Origin of the sequence: Jiella sonneratiae (genome assembly GCF_017353515.1) — a bacterium.
GTDB classification, from domain to species: domain Bacteria; phylum Pseudomonadota; class Alphaproteobacteria; order Rhizobiales; family Rhizobiaceae; genus Jiella; species Jiella sonneratiae.
In genome coordinates, this window is the sequence record NZ_JAFMPY010000024.1 from 14,584 (window position 1) to 38,057 (window position 23,474).

23 protein-coding genes and 1 pseudogene are annotated in these 23,474 nt (G+C 68.0%); 9 read left to right on the top strand and 15 right to left on the bottom strand.

Translation table 11 applies throughout. From position 1 onward, the window contains the following. The 3 genes from tlpA (at position 1) to J1C47_RS18665 (ending at position 1,495) form a co-directional block, all read left to right on the top strand. Positions 1-672, top strand: coding sequence for a thiol:disulfide interchange protein TlpA (gene tlpA / locus J1C47_RS18655; protein WP_207352304.1), 672 nt, complete (start codon positions 1-3; stop codon positions 670-672). A 133-nt stretch (positions 673-805) separates the two neighbouring features. After that, a complete protein-coding gene (locus J1C47_RS18660) occupies positions 806-1,090 on the top strand; it encodes an AbrB/MazE/SpoVT family DNA-binding domain-containing protein (RefSeq protein ID WP_207352305.1) in 285 nt (94 codons plus the stop codon). Between the two features lie 39 nt (positions 1,091-1,129). Continuing rightward, positions 1,130-1,495: a PIN domain-containing protein gene (locus J1C47_RS18665; protein ID WP_342592017.1), complete on the top strand. Its 366-nt coding sequence runs from the start codon at positions 1,130-1,132 to the stop codon at positions 1,493-1,495. Positions 1,496-1,711: 216 nt separating this feature from the next. Here J1C47_RS18665 and J1C47_RS18670 read toward each other — a convergent pair whose 3' ends face one another. From J1C47_RS18670 to J1C47_RS18690, 5 genes are all read right to left on the bottom strand, one after another. Continuing rightward, positions 1,712-2,593 (bottom strand): 3-hydroxybutyryl-CoA dehydrogenase, encoded by an 882-nt coding sequence (locus J1C47_RS18670; protein WP_207352306.1) that lies wholly within the window; start codon positions 2,591-2,593, stop codon positions 1,712-1,714. 75 nt (positions 2,594-2,668) lie between these two features. Beyond that, the gene (locus J1C47_RS18675; RefSeq protein ID WP_207352307.1) at positions 2,669-3,598 is read right to left on the bottom strand and encodes an electron transfer flavoprotein subunit alpha/FixB family protein; all 930 of its coding nucleotides are present in this window, start codon (positions 3,596-3,598) and stop codon (positions 2,669-2,671) included. A 134-nt stretch (positions 3,599-3,732) separates the two neighbouring features. Then, on the bottom strand, positions 3,733-4,482 hold the full coding sequence (locus J1C47_RS18680; protein ID WP_207352308.1) for an electron transfer flavoprotein subunit beta/FixA family protein: 750 nt from the start codon (positions 4,480-4,482) through the stop codon (positions 3,733-3,735). A gap of 109 nt (positions 4,483-4,591) precedes the next feature. Continuing rightward, positions 4,592-5,164 carry a cob(I)yrinic acid a,c-diamide adenosyltransferase gene (locus J1C47_RS18685; RefSeq protein WP_207352309.1) on the bottom strand — a complete coding sequence of 191 codons (573 nt, stop codon included), beginning with the start codon at positions 5,162-5,164 and terminating at the stop codon, positions 4,592-4,594. 53 nt (positions 5,165-5,217) lie between these two features. Beyond that, positions 5,218-5,409: a twin transmembrane helix small protein gene (locus tag J1C47_RS18690; protein WP_207352310.1), complete on the bottom strand. Its 192-nt coding sequence runs from the start codon at positions 5,407-5,409 to the stop codon at positions 5,218-5,220. Positions 5,410-5,646: 237 nt separating this feature from the next. Here J1C47_RS18690 and J1C47_RS18695 point away from each other — a divergent pair, with 237 nt between their 5' ends. Next, entirely contained in the window at positions 5,647-5,928 is a 282-nt protein-coding gene (locus tag J1C47_RS18695) for a ribbon-helix-helix domain-containing protein (protein ID WP_207352311.1), read from the top strand. Beyond that, positions 5,828-6,109 (top strand): annotated as a pseudogene (locus J1C47_RS23830) (type II toxin-antitoxin system RelE/ParE family toxin); the annotation flags it as partial. The gene J1C47_RS18695 and the pseudogene J1C47_RS23830, both read left to right, overlap by 101 nt. 265 nt (positions 6,110-6,374) lie before the next feature. On the opposite strand, the gene J1C47_RS18705 reads toward J1C47_RS23830, so the two are convergent. Next, positions 6,375-7,250: a DMT family transporter gene (locus tag J1C47_RS18705; RefSeq protein ID WP_342592018.1), complete on the bottom strand. Its 876-nt coding sequence runs from the start codon at positions 7,248-7,250 to the stop codon at positions 6,375-6,377. A gap of 206 nt (positions 7,251-7,456) precedes the next feature. Between J1C47_RS18705 and J1C47_RS18710 the strand changes: the two genes are divergently transcribed. Together J1C47_RS18710 and J1C47_RS18715 are read left to right on the top strand one after the other, a co-directional pair. Further along, on the top strand, positions 7,457-8,857 hold the full coding sequence (locus tag J1C47_RS18710; protein WP_207352313.1) for a methyl-accepting chemotaxis protein: 1,401 nt from the start codon (positions 7,457-7,459) through the stop codon (positions 8,855-8,857). 129 nt (positions 8,858-8,986) lie between these two features. Continuing rightward, positions 8,987-9,493, top strand: a complete 507-nt coding sequence (locus J1C47_RS18715; RefSeq protein WP_207352314.1) for a hypothetical protein — start codon at positions 8,987-8,989, stop codon at positions 9,491-9,493. Positions 9,494-9,530: 37 nt separating this feature from the next. Here J1C47_RS18715 and mfd read toward each other — a convergent pair whose 3' ends face one another. Next, the gene (mfd, locus tag J1C47_RS18720; protein WP_210382371.1) at positions 9,531-13,037 is read right to left on the bottom strand and encodes a transcription-repair coupling factor; all 3,507 of its coding nucleotides are present in this window, start codon (positions 13,035-13,037) and stop codon (positions 9,531-9,533) included. Between the two features lie 2 nt (positions 13,038-13,039). Further along, the gene (locus J1C47_RS18725) at positions 13,040-13,363 is read right to left on the bottom strand and encodes an FAD assembly factor SdhE (RefSeq protein WP_207352316.1); all 324 of its coding nucleotides are present in this window, start codon (positions 13,361-13,363) and stop codon (positions 13,040-13,042) included. A gap of 362 nt (positions 13,364-13,725) precedes the next feature. Here J1C47_RS18725 and recG point away from each other — a divergent pair, with 362 nt between their 5' ends. Further along, positions 13,726-15,831 carry an ATP-dependent DNA helicase RecG gene (gene recG / locus J1C47_RS18730; RefSeq protein ID WP_207352317.1) on the top strand — a complete coding sequence of 702 codons (2,106 nt, stop codon included), beginning with the start codon at positions 13,726-13,728 and terminating at the stop codon, positions 15,829-15,831. Positions 15,832-15,840: 9 nt separating this feature from the next. Here recG and J1C47_RS18735 read toward each other — a convergent pair whose 3' ends face one another. Further along, positions 15,841-16,107 carry a helix-turn-helix domain-containing protein gene (locus tag J1C47_RS18735; RefSeq protein ID WP_207352354.1) on the bottom strand — a complete coding sequence of 89 codons (267 nt, stop codon included), beginning with the start codon at positions 16,105-16,107 and terminating at the stop codon, positions 15,841-15,843. Further along, the gene (locus J1C47_RS24240; RefSeq protein WP_207352318.1) at positions 16,032-16,373 is read right to left on the bottom strand and encodes a BrnT family toxin; all 342 of its coding nucleotides are present in this window, start codon (positions 16,371-16,373) and stop codon (positions 16,032-16,034) included. The genes J1C47_RS18735 and J1C47_RS24240 overlap by 76 nt, the downstream gene beginning before the upstream one ends. A 302-nt stretch (positions 16,374-16,675) precedes the next feature. On the opposite strand from J1C47_RS24240, the gene J1C47_RS18745 reads away from it, so the two are divergent. After that, complete coding sequence (locus J1C47_RS18745) at positions 16,676-17,626, top strand: glutaminase (RefSeq protein ID WP_207352319.1); 951 nt, start codon at positions 16,676-16,678, stop codon at positions 17,624-17,626. A 41-nt stretch (positions 17,627-17,667) separates the two neighbouring features. Here J1C47_RS18745 and J1C47_RS18750 read toward each other — a convergent pair whose 3' ends face one another. From J1C47_RS18750 to J1C47_RS18770, 5 genes are all read right to left on the bottom strand, one after another. Further along, positions 17,668-18,084 carry a hypothetical protein gene (locus J1C47_RS18750; protein ID WP_207352320.1) on the bottom strand — a complete coding sequence of 139 codons (417 nt, stop codon included), beginning with the start codon at positions 18,082-18,084 and terminating at the stop codon, positions 17,668-17,670. A gap of 106 nt (positions 18,085-18,190) precedes the next feature. Continuing rightward, positions 18,191-18,886 carry a DUF502 domain-containing protein gene (locus tag J1C47_RS18755; protein WP_207352321.1) on the bottom strand — a complete coding sequence of 232 codons (696 nt, stop codon included), beginning with the start codon at positions 18,884-18,886 and terminating at the stop codon, positions 18,191-18,193. 140 nt (positions 18,887-19,026) lie between these two features. Further along, positions 19,027-20,853 (bottom strand): glutamine--fructose-6-phosphate transaminase (isomerizing), encoded by a 1,827-nt coding sequence (glmS, locus tag J1C47_RS18760; protein WP_207352322.1) that lies wholly within the window; start codon positions 20,851-20,853, stop codon positions 19,027-19,029. A 258-nt stretch (positions 20,854-21,111) separates the two neighbouring features. Then, the gene (gene glmU / locus J1C47_RS18765) at positions 21,112-22,617 is read right to left on the bottom strand and encodes a bifunctional UDP-N-acetylglucosamine diphosphorylase/glucosamine-1-phosphate N-acetyltransferase GlmU (RefSeq protein ID WP_425354578.1); all 1,506 of its coding nucleotides are present in this window, start codon (positions 22,615-22,617) and stop codon (positions 21,112-21,114) included. Between the two features lie 90 nt (positions 22,618-22,707). Then, the gene (locus tag J1C47_RS18770; RefSeq protein WP_207352324.1) at positions 22,708-23,448 is read right to left on the bottom strand and encodes a cytochrome c biogenesis CcdA family protein; all 741 of its coding nucleotides are present in this window, start codon (positions 23,446-23,448) and stop codon (positions 22,708-22,710) included. Positions 23,449-23,474: the final 26 nt, after the last annotated feature.

The window sequence follows — 23,474 nt, forward strand, 5'->3', positions numbered from 1 at the left end:
ATGGCGGCAGACAAGCGCGAGCGTCTCGACAGGCGGGTTCTCGGCATGGCCGGGCTGGCGCTCGTGCTCGGCGTCGCGGCGGGCGTCGGCGTCGTATACGTGAGAGAAAGCGGGTCTGGCAACGCGCTCGCTTCCTCCTGCCCGCGAGACGACGCCTTCAACGCCGCCGTCGACGCCGGGGCGACCGGCGAGGTCGCGGCCGTGCGCGCGCTGGACGAGCCGTTCGACGCCAGGGCGATCAGCTTCGAGGACGGCGACGGGAAGAAGGTCTCGCTCGCGGCGCTGTCGGGCAAGACGCTGCTCGTCAACGTCTGGGCGACGTGGTGCGTGCCCTGCCGCGAGGAGATGCCGGCCCTCGACGCGCTCGAGAAAGAGCGCGGCGGCGACGACTTCGGTGTCGTTCCGATCAATGTCGACATCGGCGATGCGAAAAAGCCGAAGAAGTTCTATGCGGAGACGAAGCTCGCGACCCTGCCGCTCTATCACGACGGCTCGCTCGCGACCTTCAACGACCTGAAGACGAAGGGGCTGACCCTCGGCCTGCCGGTGTCGCTGCTGGTGACCCCGGACGGCTGTGCGCGCGGGGTGATCGCCGGCCCGGCGGAATGGGCAAGCCCGGACGCGGTCAGGTTGATCGACGCGGTGACGAAGGCCGGCGAGACCGGCGCCTGACTTGATGCCGCCGGGCCGTCGGTCGCCGCCGCGGGGCGGCGGATCCGCGGCGGCCGCGGCCCTTTCGTGCACCCCCAATGTTGCTGCTGTCCGGCAGACGGCCTATCTTCTCGCTACAGTCGGAGATTGCGCCATGACCACCACCTTGACGCTCGGCGAGCGGGGCGAAGTGATCCTCGCCAAGGACGTGCTCGATCACCTCGGCGTCAAGCCTGGGGCGACACTTGCGATCGACCTCGACCCCGCCGGGAGGATCAGCATCCGCGCAGCCGAGGGCTCGGCGCCCGGGAACGAAGCGCCGCGCTCCGGGCGCATCGAGGACACGTTCGGGATGTTGAAGCAATATTACGACGGCCCGCCATTGACGATCGACGAGATCAACGAAGCCATTGCCGACGGCTGGGCCGGCAAGCGTTGAACATCATCGCCGACACAAATCTACTCGTGCGGGCGATCATTGCCGACGATCCCGCAGCGGGCGACCGTCGCCCGGACGAAGCTGAATAACTCCCGGGCAACCGCGGTTCCTACTGTCACATTCTGCGAATTTGGCTGGGTGGCGACGAGAACCTACAAGTCGCCCCGTCCCGCTGTCGCCTCGGCGATCCGGTCGCTTCTTGCCGACCCCAAAGTCGTCTGCGACCGCAATGCCGTCGCGGCGGGGCTGGCGATCCTCGATCGCGGCGGCGACTTCGCCGACGGCGTCATCGCCTTCGAAGGCAGGCGGCTCGGCTGCCCGGTCTTCGCGACCTTCGACCGCAAGGCCGCCGCGCTGCTTGCGGCGGAAGGCCATGCGGTGGACCTGCTGACCGCCGCGCCGTGACGCGAAAGCGGGATGAAATGAGCTTCGCTCATCCTCCCGCTCCATCTTCCTGTTTCCGCATGATCTCTTCCGAAAACCGGTTCCCGCCTGTCGGGATCATGCTCTGATACGCGATCCGCTCGATCGGAGCGGGTCTCGTATCAAGCCCGCGCGACGAATGAGCGTCTTTGTTTCCGGCATCACGAAGTGATCTGCCGGAAACCGTATGAGACGCGCCTACCGCGTCGGCACCGGCTCGTCGCCGCGATAGTCGTAGAAGCCGCGCCCGGCCTTGCGGCCGAGCCAGCCGGCCTCGACGTATTTCACCAGGAGCGGGCACGGCCGGTACTTGGAGTCGGCGAGCCCGTCATAGAGCACCTGCATGATCGACAGGCAGGTGTCGAGGCCGATGAAGTCGGCGAGCTGCAGCGGTCCCATCGGATGGTTGGCGCCGAGCTTCATCGCCGTGTCGATGGAGGTCACCGAGCCGACGCCCTCGTAGAGCGTGTAGATCGCCTCGTTGATCATCGGCAGCAGGATGCGGTTGACGATGAAGGCCGGGAAATCCTCCGACACGGTGATCGTCTTGTCGAGCGCGGCGACGAAGGTCCGCGCCGCCTCGAAGGTCTCCTCCTCGGTGGCGATGCCGCGCACCAGCTCGACGAGCTTCATCACCGGCACCGGGTTCATGAAGTGGATGCCCATGAACCGCTCCGGCCGGTCGGTCGCCGCCGCAAGCCGGGTGATCGAGATCGACGAGGTGTTGGTGGCGAGCATCGCGTCCGGCTTCAGGACCGGGCAGATCTCGCGATAGATCTTGCGCTTGACGGTCTCGTCCTCCGTCGCCGCCTCGATGACGAGGTCGCGGTCGCCCATTCCGGCGACGTCCGTCGTCCCGGCGATCCGGGCAAAAGCCGCGGCCTTGTCCGCTTCGGTGATCTTCTCCGAGGCGAGCTGGCGGCCCATCGACTTGTCGATGCGCTGCATCCCCGCGGCGATCCGGTCCTCCGAGAGATCGTAGAGCTTGACGTCGAAGCCCGCGAGCGCCGCGACATGCGCGATCCCCGCCCCCATCTGGCCCGCACCGACGACGCCGACCGTCCTGATCTCAGAGGCCATTTCCGCTCACTCCCATCACTTTTGTTGCGCTGCAGCATAATCGCCGGAAGGGTAGCGATCAAGCGGCGGATGCGGTCAGAGCTTGTCCTTCATCTCCGGCAGGATCTGGAAGAGGTCGCCGACGAGGCCGTAGTCGGCGACCTGGAAGATCGGCGCCTCCTCGTCCTTGTTGATGGCGACGATGACCTTGGAATCCTTCATGCCGGCGAGATGCTGGATCGCGCCCGAGATCCCGGCGGCGATGTAGAGTTCGGGGGCGACGACCTTGCCGGTCTGGCCGACCTGCCAGTCGTTCGGCGCGTAGCCCGCATCGACGGCGGCGCGCGAGGCGCCGACCGCCGCACCCAGCTTGTCGGCGAGCGGCAGGACGTATTCGTCGAACTTCTCCTTGGAGCCGAGCGCCCGCCCCCCGGAGACGATGATCTTCGCGGCGGTCAGCTCCGGCCGGTCGCTTTCGGCGAGCCTCTCCTCGACGAAGCTCGACAGCCCCGGATCGCCCGCCGCCGCCACCTGTTCCGTCGCGGCCGAGCCGCCGCTCTCGGCTGCCTGGAAGGCCGAGGTGCGCACCGTGATGACCTTCTTGGCATCCTTCGACTTCACCGTCTGGACGGCGTTGCCGGCATAGATCGGCCGCTCGAATGTATCGGGCGCGACCACGGCGGTGACGTCGGAGACCTGCATGACGTCGAGCAGCGCGGCGACGCGGGGCGCGACGTTCTTGCCGGTGGTCGTCGCGGCGAAGACGATCGCGTCGTAGCCGCCGGCGAGCTTCACCACGAGATCGGCCAGCGGCTCGGCCAGCTGGTGGGCGTAGGCGGCATCGTCGGCGACGAGCACCTTGGCGACGCCGGAAAGCTTCGCCGCCGCTTCGGCGGCGGCGGAGGCGCCGGAGCCGGCGACGAGGACGTCGACGTCGCCTCCGAGCTTGCTGGCGGCCGACAGCGCCTTGGCGGTCTGCTCGGAAAGCGCCTGGTTGTCGTGTTCGGCGATCAAAAGTGTGGTCATCGGCAATGGTCCAATCGTGGTTCGCCGGCAGATCTTTCGTCAGACCGCGGCGGAAATGGTGACGGCGCGGGCACTCCAGACGGCGCCGATCGCATCCGGGCCTCCTCGCGTCGAAGCGTCGAAGCGTCGAAGCCTCAGAGCACCCCGGCTTCGTTCTTCAGCTTGTCGAGCAGCTCGTCGACGGAGGCCACCTTGACCCCGGCCTGACGGCCCTTCGGCTCCGCGGTCTTGAGGATTTCAAGGCGCGGCGCCACGTCGACGCCGAAATCTCCCGGGCTCTTCTCGTCGATCGGCTTCTTCTTGGCCTTCATGATGTTCGGCAGCGAGGCGTAGCGCGGCTCGTTCAGACGAAGATCGGTGGTGACGATCGCCGGCATCTTCAGATCGACCGTCTGCAGGCCGCCGTCGACCTCCCGCGTCACCTTGGCCCGGCCGTCGGAAAGCTCGACCTTGTTGGCGAAGGTGCCCTGGCTCCAGCCGAGCAGCGCCGCCAGCATCTGGCCGGTCTGGTTGGCGTCGTCGTCGATCGCCTGCTTGCCGAGGATGACGAGGTCCGGGCTCTCGGCCTCGACGACGCCCTTCAGGATCTTGGCGACGGCGAGCGGCTCGGTCGGCTGGTCGGTCTTCACCAGGATGCCGCGGTCGGCGCCCATGGCGAGCGCCGTGCGGAGCGTCTCCTGCGCTTGGCTCGGACCGACGGAGACGGCGACGACCTCGCTCGCCGTCCCGGCCTCCTTCAGGCGGATCGCCTCCTCGACGGCGATTTCGTCGAAGGGGTTCATCGACATCTTCACATTGGCGAGTTCGACGCCCGAACCGTCCGACTTCACGCGGATCTTGACGTTGTAGTCGACCACCCGCTTCACTGCGACGAGAATCTTCATGGGCGGCATGTCTCCTCAATATCGTATCGGCGGCGTTTCGATGCGGCTTCTTGGCGCAAAGAGCGCCGGTTTGGCAAGCGCCGGCGGCCCTTCGGCGCTTCGCAGCGGCTCAGCGGCTGCCGCCCGGCACCCAGAGGACGTCGCCCCTGCCCTCGTCATTGGCGATGCGGGCGGCGACGAAGAGATGGTCTGACAGGCGGTTGACGTAGCGGATCGCCGTCGCGGCGACGGGCTCGCCGGGCTTGGCCATGAGGGCGATCATCAGCCGCTCGGCGCGCCGCGCGACGGTGCGGGCGTGGTGGAGATGCGCCGCGGCCGGCGAACCGGCCGGCAGGACGAAGGACTTCAGCGGTTCGAGCCGGGCATTCATCGCGTCGATCTCGGCCTCGAGCCGTTCGACCTGCGTATCGACGACCTTCAGCGGCTCGAATTCCAGCTTTCTGCCGGTGTCAGGCGTCGCGAGTTCCGCGCCGAGGTCGAACAGCTCGTTCTGGATGCGGGCGAGCATCCGGTCGAGCGCTTCGCCGGCATGCAGCCGGGCAAGGCCGATCACCGCGTTGAGCTCGTCGACCGTGCCGTAGGTCTCGACCCTGAGATCCGCCTTCGACCGCCTTTCGCCGTTGCCGAGCGCCGTCTCGCCGGCATCGCCGGTGCGCGTATAGATCCTGTTGAGCCGAACCACGTCGCTCTCCCTCGATGCGCCGCTTGCCGCGGCATGGATGCCGGTGGTCCGGGTCAGTGCCTGGCGAGAAGCAGGACGCCGACGATGAGAATCACCGCAAGGCCCTGCAGCATGACCCGGGCCCGCATCAGCTTCTGCGACGTGTTGCCCGAACCGCCACGCATCATGTTGACCAGACCGGCGAGAAGAACCCCCGCCGTGACGATCATCACGAGGAGGGCGAGATAGGTCAGAAAACTGGACATGCCGTCCTTTCGGCGTCGAAACTGGGGTGGTCCAAGGATCATATAAGGGCGAGGCCGGATTCTGCGACGCCGGCCCTCGGATGAACCCGCCCGCCGATTCTCACCCCCCGGTGGTGCAGGATACCTCGAGATGGGCCCTCGTGGCCCGATGCAGGCTCAAAGTGAGCCGATCACGGAGCGATCTCCGCGTATCAAGCGACCGTCGGCCGTGATAGGCTGGGCGAAACGGAGGGCCTTATGTCCGCGACGACGAAGCGCAGCATCGATCTGCCGGCGGAGCACGCCGCCTATGTGGACGATCTCGTCGCTTCCGGCGCCTATGCTTCCGAGAGCGACGTCGTCGGGGCGGCACTTCTGGCACTGCGGGACCGCGACATGGCGGTCGAGCATTGGCTCAGAACGGCGGTTGCGCCGGCCTATGACGCGGCCGAGGCAGATCCGGAGCGAGCGATCGGTCTCGACGAGGTCTTCGCCGACCTGCGTGCGCGGCACGCAAATCGCCTGGCGGGGCACGATTGAGACGGCGTGCCGTCGATTTTCACCAGAAGCCCTGCAGGATCTGCGCGATCTCTACGACTTCGTCGCCGACAGGGCCGGCCCTGCGGTCGCCATCCGCTACGTCGAGCGCATCGAAACTTCCTGCCGGGCCATGGCGACGGCCGCCGAACGGGGCCAGAGGCGGGACGACATCCGTCCAGGACTTCGGATCGTCGGTTTCGAACGGCGTGTGATACGGTTTCCGGCAGATCACGTCGTGATGCCGGAAACAACGACGCTCATTCGCCGCGCGGGCTTGATACGAGCCCCCCCTCTGATCGAGCGGATCTCGTATGACGATCGCCTTCAGGGTCTCGGAATCGCAGGTCCTGATCCTGCGCCTGTTCTATGGCGGCCAGGACTGGGCGAAATCGTTCGACTGACCGGTTGGAGAGCAGGGTGATGGGTGGAGCCCGTCTCACCGCGCTTCAGGCGCGCGGCCGCGTCCGCCCCATCGCCGCCGCGACGCCCGCCCCGGCGAGGAGCAGCCCCGCGAGCTGCACGAGGGTCAGCGTCTCGCCGAACAGCAGATAGCCCATCACCGCGGTGACGCCCGGCGTCAGATACATCAGCGAGGCGACCTTCGACACGGCGCCCTCGCGGATGAGGACCATCATCAGGAAGATCGCCCCGATCGACAGGACGACCGTCAGCCAGAACAGCGCGAAGACCACCGCGCCGTTCCACTCGACCCGCATCGTCTCGGTGAGGGCGGCGAGCGCGACGACGGGCACCAGCGCACCGACATACTGGAAGAACGTGCCGGTGCGCACGTCGACCCCGGTGGCAAAGCGCTTCTGCCAGATCGTGCCGAGCGAGATCGCCAGCGCCGAGAGACAGGCCGGCGCGACGTTGACGACGTGATAATCGCCGCCCGCCCCGAGCTTCGGCAGGATGACGAGCGCCACGCCGACGAGCCCGAGAACGAGCCCCACCGCATGGCGCGGACGGATCGACTCGCCGAGCACCGGCGCGGCGACGATGGCGGTGATGATCGGCTGCAGCCCGACGATCAGCGCGACGACGCCGGCATTGAGGCCGTGCCGGACGGCGAAGAACACGCCGCCGAGATAGATGCCGTGGATCAGGCTGCCGGCGACCATCGAATGGAAGGCGAGGCGCGGCCGCGGCCAGGCAGCGCCGGCGACCAGCGCCATCGCGCCGAGGACGAGGAGCGCCAGGCCGAAGCGGATCGACAGGAAGGTGAAGGGCTCGGCATAGGGCATCGCGTAGCGCGCGCCGATGAAGCCGGTCGACCAGAGGAGCACGAAGACGCCGGGAAAGAGGGGAAGAAAGCGCTGCACGACGGGACGGGAACACTCGGGCCGGAGATCGCCGCGGTGGCTTCCCGCCGCGGCCGGGGCCTTCTATAGGCGCCGCCGCGCCGCCTGTCACACGCGGGCAACAGGCCCGCCACGCGCTGACGATTCGTCTTATACGATTACGTTTCCTTGACGCTTTTCGGCGAGTTTATCTCAAATCGTGCCGATACCAAGGGAGACAAACTCAAGTGTTCGCGCGCCTCCGCCGCAAGGAAGCCGATTACGGCCAACAGATCGCCGATCTGGTCTTCAAGCACTCCCCCGATGCCTATTACGTCTTCGAAGACGGCCGGATGACGGAATGCAATCCCGCCACCGAAACCATGCTGCGCGCCAAGCGCGACCAGCTGGTCGGCCGCCGCCCGGAGGAACTGGCGCCGGAGAAGCAGCCCTGCGGCACGGCGTCGGCCGAGAAGTCCCGCCAGATGAGCGAATCGGCCCTGCGCGACGGCATCGTCCGCTTCGAGTGGCAGATGCGGCGGCCGGACGGCTCGACCTTCCCGGGCTTCCTGACGCTGGTGCGTTCGAGCGTCGACGGCCGTCCCGTCATCGTCGCCTTTCTCGTCGACATGACGATCATGGTGGAGATGCGCGAGCAGCAGGAAAAGGCCCGCCAGGCCGAGGAAGCCGCGGCGAAGCGGCAGTCCGGCGCCTTCGACCTTCTCGCCCGGGGCCTCGCCAAGGTCGCCTCCGGCGATCTGGCGGTCCGCGTCGGCCCGCAGATGCCCGCCGGCTTCGAAGGCATCGGCAGGGACTTCGACGCCGCCGTCGGGTCGCTTGGCACGGCGATGCGGGAGGTCACCGATTCGGTCCGCGCCGTCGCCGCGACGTCGAACGAGATCGCGGCGACGGCCGACGACCTGTCCCGGCGCACCGAGCAGCAGGCGGCCACGCTGGAAGAGACCGTCGCCGCGCTGAACGAGATCTCGACCGCCGTCAACGCCACCGCGAAGAACGCCAATTCGGCCGAGAGAATCGCCACGACCGCCCGCGAGAAGGCCGAGCGCGGCGGCAACGTCGTCGCCTCGGCGATCGAGGCGATGAACCGGATCGAGGCGTCGTCGAACCAGATCTCGCAGATCATCGGCGTCATCGACGAGATCGCCTTCCAGACCAACCTCCTGGCGCTGAATGCCGGCGTCGAGGCCGCCCGGGCGGGCGAAGCCGGCAAGGGTTTCGCCGTGGTCGCCCAGGAAGTGCGGGCGCTGGCCCAGCGTTCGGCCGAGGCCGCCAAGGAGATCAAGGCGCTGATCTCGACCTCGTCCGAGCAGGTGGAAAACGGCGTCGAACTGGTGACGGCTTCGGGCAAGAGCCTCGAGGAGATCGTCGCCGAGGTGTCGCTGATGTCCGAGACGATCAACCAGATCGCCGGCTCGGCCGGCCAGCAGGCGACGAGCCTCAACGAGCTCTCCTCGGCGGCCGACGCGATGGACAAGGCGACCCAGCAGAACGCCGCGATCGTCGAGGAAGCGACGGCCTCGGCCCGGACGCTTGCCGGCGAAGCCGACCGTCTGGACGAGATCGTGCAGAAGTTCCAGGTCGAGCGCGCGCCGGCACGCGGCGCAGGGGTCCAGCGCCTCGCCGCCTGACGGCGGCCGGGCGCCTCCCCATCGAGCCGGGCGTTTCTCGGCGATCGATTAAGATCGTCGTTCTTGCGGAAGCGTGGACGTAAGGAGTTTCGATACACGATCGCCGGGACTGTCCACCCGGGAGAGACCGTGATTTCCATCGAAGCCCTGCGACCGGTCGCGGCACGGCAGAACGCCGCTGCGACCGACCAGCCTCGAAGCCGGGGCGAGCCCCTCGGCGTCGATGCGGCCGCCGGTGCGGCAGCGGGAACGGCGGGCTCCCGGAACGGCCTGGCGGGGAACATGTCGCTCGCGAACCGGGCCGGTCCGACGGGGCCTTCGACCAACGCCGCCGACCGCGCCGCCACCGCCGGTGCCGCCCTCATCTTCGTCGCCGAAGACCGGCGTGCCCTCCTTGCCGGCTCGCTGCGTTCGCCCGCCATCAACGACGCCTTCATCGACGACGCGAAGGCCAAAGCGGAGGAACGCGCCACGGCCCTCCGCTTCACCCGCAGCATGCGCAGCCTCGCCGGCCTCGCGGCGGAAAACGCGCTCGCCGTCCGGGAGGGTCAGGAGCGCCCCGACGCCGTCGCCTCTACCGGCGGAAAGGCCGGCGAGGTCGCCCTCGCCCGCGCCGCCTATGGCGAGGCGACGTGACGGCGAAAGGCGCGCCGCGCCGGCCCGATCTTCTGCCTCAGGCGGCCTTCTTCTCGGCCTCGTCGACGAAGCGGGCGAGATTTGTCGCCACCGTCGCGGCGCCGTTGAGGCGCTTTTCCGGGGTTGGCCAATCGCGGATGAGGACGATCGACTGGTCGGGGCGGATCTTCGCCGAGGCGCCCTGCTCGCCGATGTAACGCACCAGCGCCGCCGGATTGGCGAAGTTCTTCTCGCGGAAGGAGATGACGACGCCCTTCGGCCCGGCGTCGAGCTTCTCGATGTTGGCCTTGCGGCAGAGCGCCTTGATGTAGACGACCTTCAGCAGATGCTCGACCTCGGTCGGCAGCGGGCCGAAGCGGTCGATCAGCTCGGCGCCGAAGCCGTCGATCTCGCGCGCATCGGTCAGGTCGGCAAGCCGGCGATAGAGCGTCATCCTCAGCTGCAGGTCGGGGACGTAGGTCTCGGGGATCATCACCGCCGTGCCGAGGGTGATCTGCGGCGACCACTGGCCGCTGGTCTCCGGCTCGGTGCCCTTCATTTCCGCCACCGCCTCTTCCAGCATCTGCTGGTAGAGCTCGAAGCCGACCTCCTTGATGTGGCCGGACTGCTCGTCGCCGAGGAGATTGCCGGCGCCGCGCTGGTCGAGGTCGTGGGAGGCGAGCTGGAAGCCGGCGCCGAGCGTGTCGAGCGACTGCAGCACCTTCAGCCTCAGATCGGCGCCCTTGGTCGGCGTCTTGTTGGCCGGCAGGGTCAACAGCGCATAGGCCCGCTGCTTCGAGCGCCCGACCCGGCCGCGGATCTGGTAGAGCTGGGCGAGGCCGAACATGTCGGCGCGATGGACGACGAGGGTGTTCGCCGTCGGGATGTCGAGGCCGGATTCGACGATCGTCGTCGCGAGCAGCACGTCGTACTGCCCCTCGTAAAAGGCGTTCATGATGTCGTCGAGCTCGCCCGCCGCCATCTGGCCGTGGGCGACGGCGACCTTCAGCTCCGGCACGTGGGCGTCGAGGAACTCCTTCACCGAGGAAAGGTCGGAGACCCGCGGACAGACGTAGAAGCTCTGGCCGCCGCGATAGCGCTCGCGCAGCAGCGTCTCGCGCACCACCATGGCGTCGAAGGGCGAGACGAAGGTGCGGACCGCCATGCGGTCGACCGGCGGCGTGGTGATCAGCGACAGTTCGCGCACGCCCGTGAGCGCCAGTTGCAGCGTGCGCGGGATCGGCGTGGCGGACAGGGTGAGCACGTGGACGTCCGACTTCAGCTCCTTCAGCCGCTCCTTGTGCTTGACGCCGAAATGCTGCTCCTCGTCGACGATGAGCAGGCCGAGCTGTTTGAAGCTGACATTCTTGCCGAGCAGCGCATGGGTGCCGACCACGATGTCGAGCGTGCCGTCGGCGATCCCCTTCTTGACGCCCGCGAGCTCCTTCGACGTGACGAGGCGCGACGCCTGGCCGACCTGGATCGGCAGGCCGCGGAAGCGCTCGGCAAAGGTCTTGTAGTGCTGGCGGGCGAGCAGCGTCGTCGGCACGACGACGGCGACCTGCAGCCCGTTCATCGCCGCGACGAAGGCGGCCCGCAGCGCCACTTCCGTCTTGCCGAAGCCGACGTCGCCGCAGACGAGGCGATCCATCGGCTTGCCGACGGCGAGATCGTCGGTGACGGCGTCGATGGCGCCGAGCTGATCCTCCGTCTCCTCATAGGGAAAGCGCGCGGCGAATTCGTCCCAGAGGCCGTCCGGCGGAACCAGCTTCGGCGCCCCGCGCATCTCGCGCTCGGCGGCGATCTTGATCAGCCCGGCCGCCATGTCGAGCAGCTTCTTCTTCAGCTTGGCCTTGCGGGCCTGCCAGGCGCCGCCGCCGAGCCGGTCGAGCGCCGCCTCGGTCCCCTCGCCGCCATAGCGCGAGAGGAGCTCGATGTTCTCGACCGGCAGGAACAGCCGGTCGTCGCCGTGATAGCGCAGTTCCAGGCAGTCGTGCGGCGCCCCCGCCGCCTCGATGGTCTTCAGCCCGACGAAGCGGCCGATGCCGTGATCGACATGGACAACGATGTCGCCCTCGTTGAGGCCGGAGACCTCCGAGATGAAGTCGGAATTCTTGCGCCGCTTGCGGCCGCGCCGCACCAGCCGGTCGCCGAGGATGTCCTGCTCGGCGACGACGATGAGATCGTCGGTTTCGAAGCCCGCCTCGATCCCGAGGACGGCCGTGACGACGAAGTTCTTCGGCGCCTCGCGCACCTGCTTCAGGTTCTCGACCGGCTTGACGTTGCCGAGGCCGTGCTCCTCGAGCACCTGCGTCAGCCGCTCGCGCGAGCCCTCGCTCCAGCCCGCGAGAAGCACCCGTCCGCCTTCGGCGCGGCGCCTGGCGATGTGTTCGACGGCGACGGAAAAGACGTTGACGCCCTCGGCGGTGCGCTCGCCGGAAAAATTCCGGCCGCGTTTGTAGTCGAGATTGAACGCCTGGCGGCCGATGACGTCCGACACGCCATAGGCCGAGAGCCGCACCGGCTCGGCGATCGCCAGCGCGCCGGCGAGTTCGTCGTCGCCGAGATAGAGCGCGTCCGGCTCGACCGGATGGTAGGGAACGCCACCCTCGCCGAAGGATTCGGTGCCGCCGCGCTTGCGTGCCTGATAGTGATCGTCGATCAGCGTCCGCCGCTCGGCCACCGCCTCCATCGTCAGATGGTCGAGGACGAAGGCAAAGCCCCGGCAGTGGTCGAAGAGCGTGTCGAGCCGTTCGTAGAACAGCGGCAGCCAGTGCTCCATGCCGGAAAAACGTCTGCCTTCGGAGATCGATTCGTAGAGCGCATCGCCGCGCTGGGCAGCGCCGAAGCGCTTGATGTAGTTCGAGCGGAAGCGGCTGATCGTCTCGTCGGTGAGCGTCACTTCCGAGACCGGCGACAATTCGAAGCGCTTCAGCTGCCTGGTCGTGCGCTGGCTCGCCGGATCGAAGGCCCGCACCGTCTCCAGCGTGTCGCCGAAGAAGTCGAGCCTGACCGGCTCCTCCGCCCCCGGCGCGAAGACGTCGAGGATGCCGCCCCTCACGGCATATTCGCCGCGCTCGCGCACCGTCGCCACCCGCTCGAAGCCGCCCCTCGTCAGCGCCGTGACGATCTTCTCCATCGCCATGCGGCCGCCCGCGCCGACGGCGATCGCCTCCTCCGAGAGAACCTTTGCCGGCGGCATCTTCTGGATCAGCGCGTTCGCCGTCGTCAGGATCACCGCCCGGTGCGGCGCCTCGCGCAGCGCGGCGAGCGAGGCCATCGCCGCAAGCCTCCGGGCGGCGGCATCGGCGGAGGGGCCGACGCGGTCGTAGGGAAGGCAGTCCCAGGCCGGCAGGGTCAGAACCGGAAGGTCCGGCGCGACGAATTTCAGCGCTTCCTCGACCTCCGGCAGCCGGTTGCCGTCGCGCATGACGAAGACCAGCGGCCGCTTCTTGGCGCGGTGGCGGGCGACGTCGGCGAGGACGAAGGCCTCGGCCCCGTCGACGACGCCGCCGATGTCGAGGGCGCCGTCCCTTTCGAGGGCCTTCTTCAGGGGCTCGGGCAGGCTCACCTGGCAGTCTCCGCAGCACTTGCCGCACCTGCCGGCTTCCAGCCGCCGACATGGAATTCGCGGATCTGCCGGAACACCGCCGTGTCGAAATTCTGAGGCGTTTCGGCCTCGCCGGTCAGCCAGGCGAAGATGTCGCGATCCGGCGCCTCCATCAGCTGCTCGAAATCGGCAAGGTCGGCGTCGCTCATCTCGGCGATCCTCGCATCGGCGAACTGGCCGAGCACGAGATCCATCTCCCTTATCCCGCGGTGCCAGGAGCGGAACAGCGCCTTGCGGCGACGGATGTCGAGATCGCGCGACGAGCGCTCAATGCCTGTCATGGGAAACCTGTGATCTGGAATGCCCCGCATATAGAGACGAACCTCGCGGCTGTCAGCCTCGCGAGCGCTTGAGGAAGGCAGGGCGCGCTTCTTCCGGGAACGAGCCCGACGAGCGGAGCTCGGTTCACGGCGATGAGCCGCAGCGATCCACCGGCGTGTCTTCAACCGGCATCGAACCGCAATCCATTCCAAGTTTCCGAAGCGATGGGCAGTACATGCAACGGATCGCACACATGGGGCCGTGCCACCGGCTCCGTCCGACGATGGCGCTTCGGGCGAGCCCTCGCAGCCGGGGCCGGCGCTCGCCCCGCGACGGCGCCCGCCGGCTTGCAATGACGGCCCGTTGCGGTCAAATCCGCCCCATGCGCCCCTCCCTCCTCGACCCCCTCTTTGCCGCAGTCACCACCCTCGACGGCGTCGGGCCGAAGCTCGCCGGCCTGCTGCAGACGCTGCTGGTGCGCCCCGGCGAGACGCTGCGTATCCGCGACCTGATCTTTCACCTGCCCACCGGCCTGATCGACCGACGCAAGCGCGCCGAGATCGCCACCGCCCCGGAAGGCGCGATCGTCACGCTCACCGTCCGGATCGACCGCCACCAGCCGCCCGGCCGGGCGCAGAAGTCGGCGCCCTACCGGGTCTTCGCCTTCGACGAGACTGGCGAGATCGCGCTCACCTATTTTCGCGCCCAGGCGGGCTGGATGGAAAAGCTGCTTCCCGTCGGCGAGACGATGCTCGTCTCGGGCAAGGTCGAGTGGTTCAACGGCCGGCCGTCCATGGTCCATCCGGATTTTACCGCGCCGCTCGCCGAGGCCGAGACCATGAGCCTCGTCGAGCCGGTCTATCCGATGACCGCCGGGCTCTCCCCCAAGGTGCTGCGCAAGGCGATCGGCCAGGCGCTGGAGCGAATGCCGGCCTTTGCCGAATGGATCGACGCCTCGGTGATGCAGCGCCAGAGCTTCCCGGCCTTCCCTGATGCCCTGCGCCGCCTGCACGATCCGGCCGACCAGATCGACATTGCACCGGAAAGCGCCGCCTTTCGCCGCATCGCCTATGACGAATATCTGGCGAGCCAGCTCGCCCTCGCTCTGTCGCGGCAGAACCAGAAGGCGGTGCCCGGGCGGGCGATGCGCGACGCGGCCGGCCGGCTGGCGAGGGTCAAGGCGGCACTCCCTTTCGCGCTCACCGCCGGCCAGGAGCAGGCCTTCGCCGAGATCGCCGCCGACATGGCAAGTCCCGAACGCATGCTGCGGCTGCTGCAGGGCGACGTCGGCGCCGGCAAGACCGTCGTCGCGCTGATGGCGATGGCGGTGGCGGCCGGCTCAAGCTGCCAGTCGGCGCTGCTTAGCCCCACCGAGATCCTCGCCCGCCAGCATTTTGCCGGCCTCTCGAAGCTTGCCGACGCGGCGGGCCTCACCATGACCCTCCTCACCGGCCGCGACAACGGCAAGGCGCGTGCCGCCAAGCTCGAGGCCATTGCAAACGGCGAGACCGACATCGTCGTCGGCACCCACGCGCTGTTTCAGGAGGACGTCGAATATGGCGATCTCGGCCTCGTCATCGTCGACGAGCAGCACCGCTTCGGCGTCCATCAGCGGCTGTCGCTGACGAGAAAGGGCCGCGGCGCCGACCTTCTGGTGATGACCGCGACGCCGATCCCGCGCACCCTCGTCCTCTCCGCCTTCGGCGACATGGAGGTCTCGCGGCTCGCCGAAAAACCGAGAGGGCGAAAGCCCATCGCCACCGTGGCGCTCCCCACCGACCGCATTGCGGAGGTGATCGAGCGCATCGGCAACGCCATTGCGGCGGGGAGCCGGGTCTACTGGGTCTGCCCGCTGGTCGAGGAGAGCGACAAGAGCGACCTGATGGCCGCCGAGGAGCGCGGCCGCCAGCTCGCCGAGGTCTTCGGCCCGGAGACCGTCGGCGTCGTCCACGGCCGGATGAACGCCGAGGAGAAGGACGCCGTCATGGGCGCCTTCAAGCGCGGCGAGAAGCACCTCGTCGTCGCCACCACCGTCATCGAGGTCGGCGTCGACGTGCCGGAGGCGACGATCATCGTCATCGAACACGCCGAGCGCTTCGGCCTCTCCCAGCTCCACCAATTGAGAGGCCGCGTCGGCCGCGGCGACAAGGCGTCGGCCTGCGTCCTCCTCTATCGCGGCCCCCTGGGCGAAACCGCAGCCGCCCGCCTGAAAGTCATGCGCGAAACCGAAGACGGCTTCCGCATCGCCGAGGAAGACCTGAAACTCAGGGGCGAAGGCGACCTCCTCGGCACTCAGCAGTCCGGCATGCCGTTCTTCCGCATCGCGAGGACCGAGCACCACGCCGACCTGATGGAGATCGCCCGCGACGACGCGCGGCTGGTGCTGGCGACCGACCCGGAATTGAAGGGCGAACGCGGCGAGGCGCTCAGAGCGCTGCTCTATCTGTTCGGCAAGGACGAGGCGGTCAGGTTGCTGCGGTCGGGGTGAGATGGTCGATCACGCCCCCCTCTTCCCCCGCAATCGCTCCGCCATCCCCTCCGGATCATCATAAACGAGATCGATCATCGTCAGCCCCAACGCGTCAGGCTTCGTTCGGTGCTGCTCCCAGTTGCGGAGCGTCGCGGTCGGAATCTGAAGGAGCGCGGCGAAGTCGGCTTGGCTAGCGGTGAGCCGAGCGCGCGTCGCCTTCAGCTTGGCGGCATAATCCAGCGGCTCGGCGGGAAAGTCGCTCCAGTCCGGGTTGTCGTCCTCAATGTCATCCATAGCGCTTCACCTCGCGTTCGTTCGCCTTGCGGACAGAGATCAGGCGGGTGACGTCGTCCCGTACCGTGTACCCGTACCGTGTAGACGCAGGCGTAGAGCCGGCCTTCGACCCGCCCGAAGCATACGAAACGGTCCTCGCCATAGTCGCGCCGCGTGTCGAGGAACTCCGACCTCCGGCCTGCCAGAACCTTCGCTCCGAACGACAGCGGCAGACCGTGCTTTTCCCGGTTCGCCCGATCCTTGCCCGAGTCGAAGGAAACATCCATAGCCGTTTTTACGCTGACAGCGCATCCCTCTCAAGCACTGAAGCGACGCACCTGTCTCGCCGTGGGCGGCGAAAACGAAAGGGACCGGCACGCTCTCATCAGCCGGCTTCGGCGGCGTCCTGTTGCTCGCTTCTTGGCGCGATGGGGACGTCCGTGATCAGCCGCGGCGGCGACGCCCGGCCGATCTCCCCCCTTGCGGGGGAGATGCCCGGCAGGGCAGAGGGGGGTCCGCGGCGCGTCATCCTCGCCGGACAGAACGATCGCAAGCGCGACGCCCGTAACGCACCGAAGGGACATCGCCCATGCCCGACCTTGCCACCGTCGTCGCCGAGATCGCCGCGGAAATGGCCGCGCGGGAGGATCGCGGCACGGTCGCGACCTACATCCCCGAGCTCGGCCGGGTGGACCCGGACCAGTTCGCCATCGCGGTGGCGCTCGCCGACGGATCGGTCGTCGAGGGTGGCGCCTGCGAGACCTTCTTCTCCATCCAGAGCGTCTCGAAGGTGTTCACGCTGACGCTCGCTCTCGGCCTCGCAGGCGACAGGCTGTGGAACCGGGTCGGGCGCGAGCCGTCGGGCTCACGGTTCAACTCGATCGTCCAGCTCGAGCAGGAGCGCGGCATCCCGCGCAATCCCTTCATCAATGCCGGGGCGATCGCCGTCACCGACACCATCCTCTCCGGCCACCAGCCGAAGGAGGCACTGGGCGAGATCCTGCGTTTCCTGCAGTTCGTGGCGAATGACGACGCGGTCTTCATCGACCGGCAGGTGGCGGCGTCGGAGGAGCGGACCGGCTTCAACAACCGCGCGCTCGCCAATTTCATGAAGGGCTTCGGCGTCCTCGACCATCCGGTGGAACACGTGCTCGGCGTCTATTTCCACCACTGCGCCATCGCCATGACCGCCCGCCAGCTCGCCCGCGCCGGCAGCTTCCTCGCCCATCAGGGCAGGAATCCGGCCACCGGCCATCGGGTGGTGACGGCCGAGCGGGCGCGACGGATCAACGCCGTCATGCTCACCTGCGGCCACTATGACGGCTCCGGCGAATTCGCCTATCGGGTGGGCCTGCCGGGCAAGAGCGGCGTCGGCGGCGCGATCCTCGCCATCGTTCCCGGCAAGGCCTCGGTGGCGGTGTGGTCGCCGGGCCTCGACGCCTCCGGCAACTCGCATCTCGGGCGCATCGCACTGGAGAGGTTGACCGCCCGCATGGGCTGGTCGGTGTTCGGGGCCTCAGTGGCCGGAGACCCGCCCTGATTGCCGGCCTCGAGCGGAACGTCCCTGCCTGACGTCTCGACCTACTCGAAACTGCGGCCGTTCCAGCGGACGGTTCCGCCGCCTCCGCCATGAGCGCTGAGATAGATGGAAGGGATGCGGCCGGAGCGAACTTCCACGTTCGCACCCAGCATCTCGTGAACCTTCACAAGCAGGTCTCCGCGGCGGATGTAGAACAGCACCGTACAAACCTGCATGCCGCAGGCGAGGCTTCGATAATGCTTTTCGCACCTGATCGCGCCATGCGAGATGATCAGATCCGCGCGCCCGTCGCCGTTCAGGTCGCGTTCGATGACGCCCACCGGATCGATCGAACCGCGCCCGGTTTCGCAAGCTCCCGCAATCTCCTCATTCACAAGCCATTGCGCGGCTTTGGAACGGGCCGAGGCTTCCCTTGCGGCGAAGGTGCAACCCAAAGCGAGAATGGCGAGGAACAGCATTCGAAACATTCGACAGCACCCGAAAATCGACGAAAGACTGTCAGAGCATAACCTTGAATTGTATCGACGTCACTATCGCCTCTTAAATCTGGGTCGCCGTCGTCCCTCACGCCGCCGGCTCGATCTCCCGTTCGCGGCTCTGGCGTGCGGCGACGATCTTCGCCGCCTCGTCGATCGAGATCCGCGCCGCCGGATCGTCCGGCGTGACGAGGCCGGAGGAGACGACGAGCTTCAGCGCGTTCTCGATGCTCATGTCGAGGATCCTGAGGTCGGAGCGCGGCACGAAGAGCAGGAAGCCGGAGGTCGGGTTCGGCGCCGGCGGCAGGAAGACGGCGATCATCTCGTCGGATTCGTCGGCGAGAACCTTGGCGATCTCTCCCCGCGCATCGGTTGCGACGAGAACGACGCACCAGACGCCCTTGCGCGGATATTCCATCAGTGCGGCGGTCTTGAACGACGTCGAGCGGTCGGCGAGCACGGTTTCGAAGATCTGCTTCAGCGCCATGTAGACGGTCCTGACCAGCGGCGTGCGCGACAACAGCCGCTCGCCCCAGCCGATCACCGTCCGGCCGATGATGTTGGCGGTCAGAAAGCCGATCAGCGTGATCAGGATCAGCGCGACGACGAGGCCGAAGCCCGGAATCGCGAAGGGGAGGTAGGAGTCCGGCCAGTAGCGGGCCGGGATGTAGGGCTTCACCCAGGAATCGACCCAGCCCATGAAGGACCAGGTGATCCAGGCGGTGATCGCCAGCGGCGCACAGACGATGAAGCCCGTGAGGAAGTAGTTTCTGAGCCGCATCATGCTCTGATCGTCACCCTTCGGCCCGCCGCCGCAGGAAAGCGACCGTCGCGCCACGCATCAACCCGTCCGGCAGAATCATCGTTCCCCGCCGGGGCGAATGCAAGCCGACTTTCGCAGCCGCAGCATGGCGGCGGCGCTGCCTATTCCACGGTGACGGATTTCGCCAGGTTGCGCGGCTGGTCGACGTCGGTGCCCATCTGGATCGCCGTGTGGTAGGCGAGGAGCTGCAGCGGGATGGCGTAGACGATCGGCGTCAGGATTTCCGGCATTTCCGGCAGGACGATCACTTCGGCGAGATCGACGATGCCGCTCGCCGCGCCCCTGGCGTCGGTGAAGAGGATGATCTCGCCGCCGCGCGCCGCCACTTCCTGGACGTTGGAGGCGGTCTTTTCGAAGCTGCGATCGTGCGGCGCGACGACGACCACCGGCATCGTCTCGTCGATCAGCGCGATCGGCCCGTGCTTCAGCTCGCCCGCGGCGTAGCCCTCGGCGTGGATGTAGCTGATCTCCTTGAGCTTCAGCGCCCCCTCCATGGCCAGCGGGAAGGAGAAGCCGCGGCCGAGGAAGAGCGCGTGCTTCTTCGTCGCCATCGTGCGCGACAGCGCCTCGATCGCCCCTTCCAGCCGGATCGCCTCGTTGGCGAGGCGCGGCGCCTCGGCGAGGATGCGGGTGAGCTCCGTCTCGCGCTCCGGCGCGATGACGCCGCGGTCGACGCCGGCCCGGATCGCCAGCGCCGCCAGCGCCATCAGCTGGCAGGTGAAGGCCTTGGTCGAGGCGACGCCGATCTCCGGCCCCGCCAGCGTCGGGAAGACGAGATCGGCCTCGCGGGCAATGGTCGATTCCTCGACATTGACGATGGCGGCGGTCGTCAGCCCCTCGCCCTTGGCATAGCGCAATGATGCGAGCGTGTCGGCGGTCTCGCCCGACTGGGAGACGAAGAGCGCCAGGTCGACGTCGGCAAGCGGGCTCTCGCGGTAGCGGAACTCCGAGGCGACGTCGAGGTCGCAGGGGATGCGGGCGTAGCGCTCGAAGAAGTAGCGCCCGACCAGCGCCGCATAGTAGCCGGTGCCGCAGGCCGACAGCGCGATGCGCCGCACCTTGGAAAAGTCGATCCCCTGGCCCTTGGGCAGCCGCGTCCGGCCGGTGGTGAAGTCGACGAAGGCGCCGAGCGTGTGGGAGAGGACCTCCGGCTGCTCGTAGATCTCCTTCTGCATGAAATGGCGGTAGTTGCCCTTGTCGACGTAGAAGGCCTTGCCGCCGGAACGCTTGACGGGGCGCGTCACCTCGGCGCCGTGATCGTCGAAGATGGTGATGCGGCCGTGTTCGAGGACGGCCACGTCGCCCTCTTCGAGATAGCGGACGGTGTCGGTGAAGGGCGACAGCGCGATGCCGTCGGAGCCGAGGAACATCTCGCCTTCGCCTTCGCCGACGGCGAGCGGGCTGCCGCGGCGCGCTCCGATCAGGAGTTCCTCGTCGCCGTCGAACAGGAAGGCGAGCGAGAACGCGCCTTCGAGCCGCGCCAGAACCGCCTGCACGGCCTCTTTCGGCGGCAGGCCGCGCTCCAGCTCGCGGGTCACGAGATGGGCGACGGTCTCGGTGTCGGTCTGGCTCTCGAAGCTCGTCCCCTCGGCCTCGAGCTCGGCCTTCAGTTCGCGGTAGTTTTCGATGATGCCGTTGTGGACGATCGCCAGCCGCTTCGTCGCGTGCGGATGGGCGTTGGAGATGGTCGGAGCGCCGTGGGTCGCCCAGCGCGTGTGGCCGATGCCGATCGTGCCTTCGAGCGGCCGCTCGGCGACGAGCTTCGCGAGGTTCGACAGCTTGCCCTCGGCGCGGCGGCGGCTCAGCCGGCCGTTCTCCAGCGTCGCGATGCCGGCGGAATCATAGCCGCGATATTCGAGGCGCTTCAGGGCGCCGACGAGCCGATCGGCGACCGGTTGACGACTGATGATGCCGACGATGCCGCACATTGTGGCTGACCCCCTCGTTCTGGCCGCCCGCCGGGGCCGGCCCCTGGAGCGGGACGAGACGAGCTGCGCTCGTCATCCTGCTCTCTCGTCTCGTGTGCGCATGATCCTTTCCGAAAGCCGGTTCCGACGTTTCGGGATCATGCCGTTGCGTCGCTCCGGACCGGCCGGCAGGCAAGGCTGGCAACGCCGATGCGGCGATGTGAATTATGGCTTATCCGAAATTCTCGCCGATCCGGAATAACGATTGGTGACCCGACGTTACGATCGTGACGGGGGCCCGCGGCGCGCGCCCTGCCGCGGCTCGCGGCTCTGCTCCGGCTTCTCCGCCTTCTCCGTCCTCGCGGACTTCGTCTCGCCGGGCGCCCTTGCCGCCCTGGCCGGCTTGGCCGCCTTGGCACTCTTGGCGGTGTCGGCGGCGCCGGCCTTGGCGGCGCGGTTGCGCTCGATGATCTGGCGGCCGCGGTCCTCCTTGGTGACCTGGCGTTCCCGGGCGATCGCCAGGGCGCCCGCCGGCACGTCGTCGGTGATGACGCTTCCGGTCCCGACATAGGCGCCGTCGCCGATCGTGACCGGGGCGACGAGGGACGTGTCGGATCCGATGAAGGCACCGGCGCCGATGACGGTGCGGTGCTTGCGCGAGCCGTCGTAGTTGCAGGTGATGGTGCCGGCGCCGACATTGGTCGCGGCGCCGATCTCAGCGTCGCCGATATAGCTCAGATGGCTGACCTTGGCGCCTTCCCCGAGGCTGGCATTCTTCACCTCGCAGAAATTGCCGACCTTCGAGCCTTCGAGAAGCTCCGTTCCCTCGCGCAGCCGCGCGAACGGGCCGACCGACACCCCCGGCGCGATCGTCGCCCCGGCGATGTGGGAGAAGGCATGGATCACCGCGCCTTCGCCGACTGCGACGCCGGGGCCGAAGACGACGTTGGGCTCGACGACGACGTCGCGCGACAGCCGGGTGTCATGGGAGAAGGTCACCGTTTCGGGCGCGATCAGCGTCACCCCCTCCTCGATCATGGCGCGGCGGCGGCGCCGCTCCTGCCAGGTCGCCTCGACGGCGGCGAGTTCGGCGCGGTTGTTGACGCCCGCCACCTCGAAGGCCTCGGCCTCGATCGCCCTGACCTTCAGCCCGGCGCGCCGCGCGATCTCGATCGCGTCGGTGAGATAGTATTCGCCCTTGGCGTTGGCGTTGCCGATCTCGCCGAGGACGGCGAGGGCGGTGTCTCCGGCGAGCGCCATGACGCCGGCATTGCAGAAGTCGATGGCCTTTTCCGCCTCGCTGGCGTCCTTGTCCTCGCGGATTGCCAGAAGCTCGCCGTCGCGCTCGATCAGCCGGCCGTAGCCGCTCGGATTCTGCGGCCTAAAGCCGATGACGCAGATGGCGTTGCCGGCGATCAGCGAGGCGCGCGCCCGGGCGAGCGTTTCGGGCCGGATCAGCGGTGTGTCGGCGAAGAGGACAAGCACGTCGTCGGCCCCGGCCTCGATCGCCGCCCGCGCCGCCAGGACGGCGTGAGCCGTGCCGAGCCGCTCCTCCTGGACGTAGTGGCCCGTATCGTCCCGGTCCCTGCGCACGGCCTCGACCACCGCCTCGCCGTCCTTGCCGGAGACGACGGCGATCGTGTCGGAACCGGCGGCTGCCGCCGCCGCGACGACGTGGCGGACCATGGCGAGCCCCGCCACCTCGTGCAGCACCTTGGAACGGGCGGACTTCATCCGCGTGCCTTCGCCAGCGGCGAGGATGATGGACAGGCAGCGTCTCGCCATCAAGGACCTTTCGAACACTTCAGCGTCGATTGACGGCGGCGCTTAGCATGGAATCCGGCGAAAACGCGAGCAAAGCCGCGCGATATGGTTTCAGCCGATCGCCTGCAGCGCCGGAAAGGTCTCGAGCAGCCAGAACGAGATCTGCTGCATGCCGCCGGTGAGGAACAGGAAGCCGGTGACGACGAGGAGGCCGCCCATGGCCTTCTCGACCATGCCGAGATGCCGTCTGAAGCCCATCATCCAGCGGAAGAAGACGCCGGAAAAGGCGGCGGCGAGGATGAAGGGGATGCCGAGGCCCGCCGAATAGAAGGCGAGCATGGTCGCGCCCTCGCCGACGGTTCCCCTGGCGCCGGCGAGCCCGAGGATCGCGCCGAGGACCGGGCCGATGCAGGGCGTCCAGCCGAAGGCGAAGGCAAGGCCCATCAGATAGGCGCCGACGAGGCTCTTCGGCCGGTCCGGGGCGGCAAAGCGCGCCTCGCGGGAGAGCAGCGACAGGCGGAAGACGCCGAGGAAATTCAGCCCCATGACGATGATCGCGATGCCGGCGACGAAGCCCAGCCAGTCGAGGTTCTGCCTGAGCAGCTGGCCGATCGAACTCGCGCCGGCGCCGAGCGCGACGAACACCGTCGAGAAACCGAGGACGAAGGTGACGGAGGAGCCGATGAGGCGGGTGAAGCCGGTCGAGCCGACCGCCGGGCCGGTCTTCAGGTCGTCCGCCGAGACGCCGGCCATGTAGCAGAGATAGGGCGGCACCAGCGGCAGCACGCAGGGTGACAGGAAGGACAGCGCCCCGCCGAGAACCGCCGTCGGATAGGATAGATCTGCTCCCAAGACTCGTCACCTTCTTCCGATGGTCC

What these genes read in the sequence shown, in the direction of transcription:
- tlpA (WP_207352304.1), top strand. Translation starts at nt 1, where the DNA reads ATGGCGGCAGACAAGCGCGAGCGTCTCGACAGGCGGGTTCTCGGCATG.
- J1C47_RS18660 (WP_207352305.1), top strand. Translation starts at nt 806, where the DNA reads ATGACCACCACCTTGACGCTCGGCGAGCGGGGCGAAGTGATCCTCGCC.
- J1C47_RS18670 (WP_207352306.1), bottom strand. Translation starts at nt 2,593, where the DNA reads ATGGCCTCTGAGATCAGGACGGTCGGCGTCGTCGGTGCGGGCCAGATG.
- J1C47_RS18675 (WP_207352307.1), bottom strand. Translation starts at nt 3,598, where the DNA reads ATGACCACACTTTTGATCGCCGAACACGACAACCAGGCGCTTTCCGAG.
- J1C47_RS18680 (WP_207352308.1), bottom strand. Translation starts at nt 4,482, where the DNA reads ATGAAGATTCTCGTCGCAGTGAAGCGGGTGGTCGACTACAACGTCAAG.
- J1C47_RS18690 (WP_207352310.1), bottom strand. Translation starts at nt 5,409, where the DNA reads ATGTCCAGTTTTCTGACCTATCTCGCCCTCCTCGTGATGATCGTCACG.
- J1C47_RS18695 (WP_207352311.1), top strand. Translation starts at nt 5,647, where the DNA reads ATGTCCGCGACGACGAAGCGCAGCATCGATCTGCCGGCGGAGCACGCC.
- J1C47_RS18725 (WP_207352316.1), bottom strand. Translation starts at nt 13,363, where the DNA reads ATGACAGGCATTGAGCGCTCGTCGCGCGATCTCGACATCCGTCGCCGC.
- recG (WP_207352317.1), top strand. Translation starts at nt 13,726, where the DNA reads ATGCGCCCCTCCCTCCTCGACCCCCTCTTTGCCGCAGTCACCACCCTC.
- J1C47_RS18735 (WP_207352354.1), bottom strand. Translation starts at nt 16,107, where the DNA reads ATGGATGACATTGAGGACGACAACCCGGACTGGAGCGACTTTCCCGCC.
- J1C47_RS24240 (WP_207352318.1), bottom strand. Translation starts at nt 16,373, where the DNA reads ATGGATGTTTCCTTCGACTCGGGCAAGGATCGGGCGAACCGGGAAAAG.
- J1C47_RS18745 (WP_207352319.1), top strand. Translation starts at nt 16,676, where the DNA reads ATGCCCGACCTTGCCACCGTCGTCGCCGAGATCGCCGCGGAAATGGCC.
- J1C47_RS18750 (WP_207352320.1), bottom strand. Translation starts at nt 18,084, where the DNA reads ATGCTGTTCCTCGCCATTCTCGCTTTGGGTTGCACCTTCGCCGCAAGG.
- J1C47_RS18755 (WP_207352321.1), bottom strand. Translation starts at nt 18,886, where the DNA reads ATGATGCGGCTCAGAAACTACTTCCTCACGGGCTTCATCGTCTGTGCG.
- glmS (WP_207352322.1), bottom strand. Translation starts at nt 20,853, where the DNA reads ATGTGCGGCATCGTCGGCATCATCAGTCGTCAACCGGTCGCCGATCGG.
- glmU (WP_425354578.1), bottom strand. Translation starts at nt 22,617, where the DNA reads ATGGCGAGACGCTGCCTGTCCATCATCCTCGCCGCTGGCGAAGGCACG.